This window comes from Brevundimonas sp. (assembly GCF_036732845.1).
GTDB lineage: Bacteria > Pseudomonadota > Alphaproteobacteria > Caulobacterales > Caulobacteraceae > Brevundimonas.
Genome location: NZ_DAINBO010000066.1, coordinates 1 through 6,978 on the forward strand (window position 1 = coordinate 1; position 6,978 = coordinate 6,978).

The window sequence follows — 6,978 nt, forward strand, 5'->3', positions numbered from 1 at the left end:
AGCCCGACAGGGGGATCATCACGACCTCGGGGATCAGATAGGCCGTCTGGACCCAACTGATCTCGTCGGCCGAGGCGCCGACGCCGGCCTGGATCTGCGGCAGGCTGGCGGCGACGATCTGAATGTCCAGGATGGCCATGAACTGGCCGATGACCATGCCCGCGAAGCCGAGCAGCAGCACCGTCCAGTCGACCTGGCCGTCAGCCTTGGTCGGAGCGGGACTCACGAGCGGGCGCGCCCCGGGTTCGGCGCGGACGGCGCGGGCGTCACCTCGGCCAGGCGGGTCTCGCCGTCGGCGGCCTCGGCGAAGCTGGGACCGGCCGCGTCGCTCTTGAGATCGACCTTGACCTCGACCGACAGGCCGGGGCGCAGGGCGGCGCCCGCGTCGTCGATGACGATGCGCACGGGCACGCGCTGGGTGATCTTGGTGAAGTTGCCGGTGGCGTTCTCGACCGGGATCAGGGCGAACTCCGAGCCGGTGGCCGGGGCGAAGCTGTCGATGCGGCCGTGCAGGCGGCGGCCGGGGAAGGCGTCGGCTGTGACCTCGACCTCCTGGCCGATGCGCAGGCGCCCGACCTGGGTCTCCTTGAAGTTGGCCACGACATAGGTGTCGGCCAGGGGCACGACCGACATCAACTGGCCGCCGGGCCGGACATATTGGCCGGGCCGCACGCCGCGGGCGCCGACCACGCCGGCCACGGGCGCGCGGATGACGGTGCGGTCCAGGGCGATGCGCGCCTGTTCGACCAGGGCGCGGGCCTGTTCGACGGCGGCCACGGACTGTTCGCGGGTCGAGCCGAGGACGGCGGCGGTGCGCTGTTCGGCGGTCAGGGCGGCGCGCGCCTCGGCCACGGCGGCCTGGGCGGTCTGGGCGCCCGCGCGTTCGGTCTGGATGCGCTGTTGCGAGACCCAGCCCTGCTGAGCCAGTTTGCCGTAGCGGTCGACCTGGGCCTGGGCCAGACCGGCCTGGGCCTCGGCCTGGCCGACGGCGGCGGCGCGGGCGGCCACGGTGGCCTGCTCCTGGGCGGCGCGGGCGTCGACATTGCCGACGGCGGCGATCAGGGCCTGAAGATTGGCCTCGGCCTGGGCCAGACGCGCCCTGGCGTCGGCGTCGTCCAGACGCACCAGGACCTGGCCCGGCTGGACCCGCTGATTGTCGTGCACCAGCACCTCGGCGACATAGCCGTCGACCTGGGGGCTGATCAGGGTGGTGTCGGCCTGGACGAAGGCGTTCTCGGTCGCCTCCCAGCGCTGTTTGTCCTGCCACCAGAAGACCCCGCCGACGACGAGGATGATCCCCACCACGGCGGCGGCGATCAGGGGCAGGCGTTTCTGAATTTCGGGCGGCAGGGCCATGGCGGGCGTCTCGGCGGAACACGGGTCGGGGAAGGATCGGCGCGTAAAATGGACGTAATCGTCCAAAAATCAACCCGGCTTGTGCGAGGCCGCGAACACGTCATGTTTCGGCCCGTGAGCCGCGCCCCCAAACACCCCCAGAAACGCCCTTCCAAGCGCCCCGCCGTCATGACCGGCGCGCCGATCGCGGCGTTGCGCTGGCCGCCCGATCCCGACCGGGTCGAGGCGATCTTCGAGCGGCTGGCGGCCGTGATGCCCGAGCCGAAGACCGAGCTGGACTATTCCAACCCCTTCACCTTCGTCGTGGCCGTGGCCCTGTCGGCCCAGGCGACGGACGTGTCGGTCAACAAGGCGACGGCCGGGCTGTTCGCCGTGGCGGACACGCCGCAAAAGATGCTGGCCCTGGGCGAAGAAAGGCTGATCCCCTTCATCGCCTCCATCGGCCTGTACCGGAACAAGGCGAAGAACGTCATCGCCCTGTCTCGCATCCTGCTCGAACGGCACGGCGGCCAGGTCCCGCTGAACCGGGCGGACCTGCAGGCCCTGCCGGGCGTGGGGCGCAAGACGGCCAGCGTGGTGCTGAACGAACTGGGGATCGAACCGGCCATCGCCGTGGACACCCATGTGTTCCGCGTTTCGCACCGACTGGGCCTGGCCAACGCCGGAACGCCCGACAAGGTCGAGGACCAGCTTCACCGCGTCGTGCCCGAGGCCTTCCTGCCCAAGGCGCATCACTGGCTGATCCTGCACGGCCGCTATGTCTGCACGGCCAGGAAGCCGAACTGCGCCGGATGCGTGATCTCGGACCTGTGCCCGTCGCGGGCGGGGCTTCAGTCTATGGGCGAGGCGCGCTGAGCCGGGCCTTCACCGCCTGGGCGAAACCGGCGCCGTTTCGCGGATCATGGGCCAGATAGAAGTCCGGCTCGATCAGTTCGGCCTCCATCAACAGCCAGCCGCCGGTCCCGTCGGGGGCCAGGTCGATGCGAGCGTACAACAGGTCCTCATCGATGGCGGCCAGCACCCGTTCGGCCGTCTCCAGCGCGCCGGGCGGGGGTTCGGCCAGGGGGGCGTACAGACCCCCGAACTGGACCTGGATGCGGAAGTCGCCGTCCACCGGCCGCTTGTTGACGACGTGGCTGAGACGGCCGCCGAAGAACAGCAGGCTGGTTTCGCCCTCGGTCTCTATGGTCGGCAGATAGGGCTGGATCATCGCCCGCCCGACCGGCGGATCGACCAGGGCCTGGCCGGGCGACAGGCGCAGGGTGCGCCAGGCGCCGCCCGATACGGTCGGCTTGACGATCAGTTGGGGCGCGCCCGTCTGGGCGAAGGCGGCGGCGACCTGATCGGCCGTCACGCCCTGGGTCCAGACGGTGGGCGGGACGGGCACGCCCCGGTCGGCCAGGCGGCCGAGGTAGGACTTGTCGGAATTCCAGGCCAGGACCGACGGCGGATTGGCGACCGGCAGGTCCGCCGCCGCCCAGGTCGCGCAGGCCCGCAGCCAGCGGTCGTGATCACGGTGATAGCCCCAGGCCACGACCGGCAGGATCAGGGCGAAACCGGCCAGGCCCGAGGCGTCTTCGACATGGTCGGTCCAGGGGCTGGGGACCGTCTCGATCCCCTCGACGGCCAGAGCGTCGGACAGGCGGGCCAGCACGCCGGGCCACTGACCGGCATAGGACGGATCGGCGGGATCGGGCGTCAGCACGGCGATGCGGGTCATGGCCGTTTGCCTAAGGCCGTTTGCCGCGAGGGGAAAGGCCGGGTAAGGGGCGCGCCATGACCCAGACCCCCGCCTCCCCCGCCCGCTTCGACGTCTGCGCCGTCGGCAACGCCATCGTCGATGTCCTGGCCCCGTGCGAACCCGCCTTCCTGGAGTCGCAAGGCCTGACGCCCGGCTCGATGCAACTGGTCGACGAGGGCCAGAGCGCGGCCCTGTACGACGCCATGGCGGCGGGAGTGGAGGCCTCGGGCGGATCGGCCGGCAACACGGTGGCGGGCGTCGGCTCGTTCGGCGGGCGCGCGGCCTATCTGGGCAAGGTGGCGGACGATGCGCTGGGCGGCGTCTTCGCCCACGACATCCGCGCCGCGGGCGTGCATTTCGACACTCCGGCCCTGAGCGGCGGGGCCGGGACCGGCCGTTGCCTGATCAACGTCACGCCGGACGGCCAGCGCACCATGTGCACCTTCCTGGGCGCCGCCAACCAGTTGACGGTCGCCGACGTCGATACGGCCGTGATCGGCGACAGCGCCATCGTCTATCTGGAAGGCTATCTGTTCGACCCGGCCCCGGCGCGCGCGGCGTTCGAGGCGGCGGCGGCGGCGGCCCATGCGGCGGGACGCAAGGTCGCCATCACCCTGTCGGACAGTTTCGTGGTCGGCCGCTGGCGCGCCGAGCTGCTGGACTTCATCACGGCCTCGGCCGACATCGTCCTGGCCAATGACGCCGAACTGACGGCCCTGTTCGAGACCGAGGATTTCGACGCCGCCTGCGACCGTCTGGCGGCCCTGGTCGAGACGGCGGCGGTGACGCGCGGGGCCGAAGGCTCGGTGGTGATCCGGGGCGCCGAGCGGGTCGCGGTCCCGGCCTATCCGGTCGACAAGGTGGTCGATACGACGGGCGCGGGCGACCAATACGCCGCCGGCTTCCTGTTGGGCCTGGCGCGCGGCCTGCCGCTGGCGGCGGCGGGACGGCTGGGTTCGCTGGCGGCGTCGGAAGTCATCGCCCACTGGGGACCGCGCCCGATGACGGGGCTGAAGGCCCTGGCCGAAGAGACCGGATTGGCGCTGAATTAATTCTTCTCACCCCTCTCCCAAAGGGAGAGGGGTTCAGCCCCGCCGCTTCAACGTCACATAGATCGCGCCCTCGCCGCCGTGACGGCGGTGGGCCGAGGCGAAGCCGGAGACGACGCCGCGCAGGGTCGGCGAATGCAGCCATTCGACGATGGAGGCGCGGATCACCCCGCCGCCGCGACGCCCCTGGCCGGTGACCACCAGCACGGCGCGCAAGTTCCGCGCCTGGGATGACGCCAGGAAGGCGCGCAGCACGTCCTCGGCCTCGAACCGGCCGTAGCCGTGCAGATCCAGCCGGGCCTCGATCGGATCGCGTTCACGCGACAGGCGGCGCTGGCGGCGCGGCTCCAGCACATCGGGCGCGCGCAGGCTGGGCGGGCGCGGCGCGGCCGGAGGCGAAGGCGCCGGAGACGCGGGCGTCGCGGGTCGGCCGGGTCTGGCGCTCTTGGCCGGGGCGACGGGCGTGGGCGCGGGGTCCGGGGCGTCCACGGCGACGCGGACGGCCTTGCGGGCGCGGGGCGGGGTGACGGTGCCGGTGATCCGCGCCCAGATGCGGCGGTCGTCGTCGGACAGTCCGGGCGGGCCGCGCCGGGCCATCAGGCGTCGGCGTCGGGATCGTCCTGGACCGGTTCGGCCGGGCCGGGGACGTGGACCAGCAGGTCGCCCGGCTGGCAGTCCAGTTCGCGGCACAGGGCGTCCAGGGTCGAGAAACGCACGGCCCGCGCCTTGCCGGTCTTGAGAATGGACAGATTGGCCACGGTCACGCCGACGCGGTCGGCCAGTTCGGTCAGCGACATGCGGCGCTGGACGAGCATTTGATCGAGCTGGACGCGGATGGCCATGAGCGGTCTCTAGCCTCGCGGGTCGCGGCGGGAAAGCGGGGTCTTCATATGGTCAGCTCGGCCTCGCGCCGCAGACGGGCGCCCTCGCGGAAGACCTCGGCCAGCACCAGCACGATCATAACCGAGAAGCCGGGCGTCAAAAGGTCGCCCAGACCCTGCGATTCCATCACCCCATTGGCCAGCCGGGCGGCGACCAGGCCCTGCGTCGCCCAGACGCCGCCGGTGACGATGGCCAGAATCAGGCCGATCTGGCGCAGGCGGCGCACATTGCCGGGCTGGAAGGGATCGCCGATCGTCAGGGTGCGGAAAATCATCCTGAGGTTGCGCAGGATCAGCATGAAGCCGCCGAAATAGGCCGAGAAGGCGCCGACCGCGAACAACAGCAAGGGGCGCGTCAGCGGCAGGGCCTTGCCGCCGGAATCGTCCGACACGGTGACGTTGAGGTTCTCCAGGGGGATGAACATCGAGACGAAGAAGATGACCACCAGGACGCCCGTGATCAGGGCCAGCAGCCAATAGGCCACGTCCAGGGCGATCTTCAGAAGACTGGACACCGAACCCGGCCCGAGCGCGCGCAGACCAGGAATGCGGAATTCGCGGATGCCGACGGGCGTCAGGTTCGGCAGGCGCATGGGCTTCGGCCTCAGAAAGCCGGGGGGTGAGGGCGTGATCGCCGCGTCGGACCCGGCCGGCCCGAACGCGACGTCATTCTTCGCGGTGTTCACCCATGAGGTCAAAACGCTTTCTTCTTTGTTGGGCCGCGCTCGTCGGCCCTTCGGGACTTTCCGACCCGACGCGGACATCCTCGTGCGCCGCGATCAGAAGGCTACGCCTTCTCGACCCGACGCGGCGTGGGCCGCGGCTATCGGGATCAGGAAGTCGGATCAGAAAGCCTGGACCAGGATGGCGACCATGGCGGTCGGCAGGGCGGCCAGCAGGACCGTGTTGACGAAGGCGTTGCCGACCTTGTCCATCCACTGCGAGGCGTTCATCGTATACATCGTGTTTCTCCGTCGATTGATCGGGGTCATTTTTCGCTCCGACCTCTTTTTCTGCCGCACATTCATTGCTCTTTACGAGAATGTCAGGAACGGCGCGGCCTCCGTTCTTGAGGATGATAGATAGGCCGTGCTCGACGGGAAGTCATGTTACATATCGTTTAACGATATTAAACCTTGGTAATGGACTGTTTCAGGTGCGTGATCAATGACGAAGATTAGACTTATCAAAGGGATGCGGCTGGTGGCCGCGACGCACAATCCCGGCAAGGCGCGCGAGATCGCCGCGCTGCTGGATGGAAATTACGTCGTGGTAACCGCCGGAGAGCTGGATCTGCCCGAACCGGACGAGACCGAGAGCACCTTCGTCGGCAACGCCGTCTTGAAGGCGCGCCATGCGGCCGACATTTCGGGCGAGGTCGCCCTGGCCGACGACAGCGGCATGTCGGTCGCGGCCCTGGACGGGGCGCCGGGCATCTATTCGGCGCGCTGGGCCGGGCCGGACAAGGATTTCGCCATGGCCATGCGCCGGGTCGAGGAGCGGATCGAAGAGACCGGTTCGCGTGATGATCGCGCCTGGTTCACCAGCGCCCTGGCCGTGGCCTGGCCCAATGGTCCGGTGGTGGCGGTCGAGGGCCGGGTGGACGGGCGGCTGACCTTTCCGCCGCGCGGCGGCCGGGGCTTCGGCTATGATCCCTGCTTCATCCCGGACGGCCACACCGAGACCTTCGGCGAGATGGACCCGGCGCTGAAGGACAGCCTCAGCCACCGCGCCCTGGCGTTCGCGAAGCTGAAGGCGGCGCTGATTGACTGACCCGCTCGACCCCGGATCGGCGGTCGGGCTGTACGTCCACTGGCCCTATTGTTCGCGCATCTGCCCCTATTGCGACTTCAACGTCGTGCGCGACCGGGGGCGGATCGAGGAGCAGGCGCGGCTGGTCCGGGCGATCCTGGCCGACATGGCGGCGCAGCGGGCGCTGACCGGTCCCCGA

General features: G+C 70.0%; 8 protein-coding genes and 2 pseudogenes. 4 read left to right on the top strand and 6 right to left on the bottom strand.

All coding sequences use genetic code 11. The features are described from left to right. Both V7D63_RS12840 and V7D63_RS12845 read right to left on the bottom strand, forming a co-directional pair. A pseudogene (locus V7D63_RS12840) lies at nucleotides 1–226 on the bottom strand (MFS transporter); the annotation flags it as partial. Further along, the gene (locus V7D63_RS12845; protein WP_333592673.1) at nucleotides 223–1,356 is read right to left on the bottom strand and encodes an HlyD family secretion protein; all 1,134 of its coding nucleotides are present in this window, start codon (nucleotides 1,354–1,356) and stop codon (nucleotides 223–225) included. The pseudogene V7D63_RS12840 and the gene V7D63_RS12845, both read right to left, overlap by 4 nt. Before the next feature lie 102 nt (nucleotides 1,357–1,458). Here V7D63_RS12845 and nth point away from each other — a divergent pair, with 102 nt between their 5' ends. Further along, nucleotides 1,459–2,211, top strand: coding sequence for an endonuclease III (nth, locus tag V7D63_RS12850; protein WP_333592674.1), 753 nt, complete (start codon nucleotides 1,459–1,461; stop codon nucleotides 2,209–2,211). On the opposite strand, the gene V7D63_RS12855 is transcribed toward nth, so the two are convergent. Continuing rightward, nucleotides 2,192–3,076, bottom strand: coding sequence for an ATP-grasp domain-containing protein (locus V7D63_RS12855; RefSeq protein ID WP_333592675.1), 885 nt, complete (start codon nucleotides 3,074–3,076; stop codon nucleotides 2,192–2,194). The two genes, nth and V7D63_RS12855, sit on opposite strands and share 20 nt — an antisense overlap. Before the next feature lie 56 nt (nucleotides 3,077–3,132). Between V7D63_RS12855 and V7D63_RS12860 the strand changes: the two genes are divergently transcribed. Continuing rightward, nucleotides 3,133–4,149, top strand: a complete 1,017-nt coding sequence (locus tag V7D63_RS12860; RefSeq protein WP_333592676.1) for an adenosine kinase — start codon at nucleotides 3,133–3,135, stop codon at nucleotides 4,147–4,149. A gap of 33 nt (nucleotides 4,150–4,182) precedes the next feature. Here the strand turns inward: V7D63_RS12860 and V7D63_RS12865 are convergent, their stop codons facing one another. Genes V7D63_RS12865 through V7D63_RS12875 form a run of 3 tightly spaced genes read right to left on the bottom strand, consistent with a single transcriptional unit; the run spans nucleotide 4,183 to nucleotide 5,620 of the window. Continuing rightward, on the bottom strand, nucleotides 4,183–4,743 hold the full coding sequence (locus tag V7D63_RS12865) for a Smr/MutS family protein (protein ID WP_333592677.1): 561 nt from the start codon (nucleotides 4,741–4,743) through the stop codon (nucleotides 4,183–4,185). Further along, nucleotides 4,743–4,988, bottom strand: a complete 246-nt coding sequence (locus tag V7D63_RS12870; RefSeq protein ID WP_333592678.1) for a helix-turn-helix domain-containing protein — start codon at nucleotides 4,986–4,988, stop codon at nucleotides 4,743–4,745. The genes V7D63_RS12865 and V7D63_RS12870 overlap by 1 nt, the downstream gene beginning before the upstream one ends. A gap of 44 nt (nucleotides 4,989–5,032) precedes the next feature. Continuing rightward, the gene (locus tag V7D63_RS12875) at nucleotides 5,033–5,620 is read right to left on the bottom strand and encodes a DUF2975 domain-containing protein (RefSeq protein ID WP_333592679.1); all 588 of its coding nucleotides are present in this window, start codon (nucleotides 5,618–5,620) and stop codon (nucleotides 5,033–5,035) included. Nucleotides 5,621–6,194: 574 nt separating this feature from the next. On the opposite strand from V7D63_RS12875, the gene rdgB reads away from it, so the two are divergent. Continuing rightward, nucleotides 6,195–6,800: an RdgB/HAM1 family non-canonical purine NTP pyrophosphatase gene (gene rdgB, locus V7D63_RS12880; RefSeq protein WP_333592680.1), complete on the top strand. Its 606-nt coding sequence runs from the start codon at nucleotides 6,195–6,197 to the stop codon at nucleotides 6,798–6,800. Further along, nucleotides 6,793–6,978, top strand: a pseudogene (locus tag V7D63_RS12885) (radical SAM family heme chaperone HemW); the annotation flags it as partial. The gene rdgB and the pseudogene V7D63_RS12885, both read left to right, overlap by 8 nt.

What these genes read in the sequence shown, in the direction of transcription:
- V7D63_RS12875 (WP_333592679.1), bottom strand. Translation starts at nt 5,620, where the DNA reads ATGCGCCTGCCGAACCTGACGCCCGTCGGCATCCGCGAATTCCGCATT.
- V7D63_RS12845 (WP_333592673.1), bottom strand. Translation starts at nt 1,356, where the DNA reads ATGGCCCTGCCGCCCGAAATTCAGAAACGCCTGCCCCTGATCGCCGCC.
- nth (WP_333592674.1), top strand. Translation starts at nt 1,459, where the DNA reads ATGTTTCGGCCCGTGAGCCGCGCCCCCAAACACCCCCAGAAACGCCCT.
- rdgB (WP_333592680.1), top strand. Translation starts at nt 6,195, where the DNA reads ATGACGAAGATTAGACTTATCAAAGGGATGCGGCTGGTGGCCGCGACG.
- V7D63_RS12855 (WP_333592675.1), bottom strand. Translation starts at nt 3,076, where the DNA reads ATGACCCGCATCGCCGTGCTGACGCCCGATCCCGCCGATCCGTCCTAT.
- V7D63_RS12870 (WP_333592678.1), bottom strand. Translation starts at nt 4,988, where the DNA reads ATGGCCATCCGCGTCCAGCTCGATCAAATGCTCGTCCAGCGCCGCATG.
- V7D63_RS12865 (WP_333592677.1), bottom strand. Translation starts at nt 4,743, where the DNA reads ATGGCCCGGCGCGGCCCGCCCGGACTGTCCGACGACGACCGCCGCATC.
- V7D63_RS12860 (WP_333592676.1), top strand. Translation starts at nt 3,133, where the DNA reads ATGACCCAGACCCCCGCCTCCCCCGCCCGCTTCGACGTCTGCGCCGTC.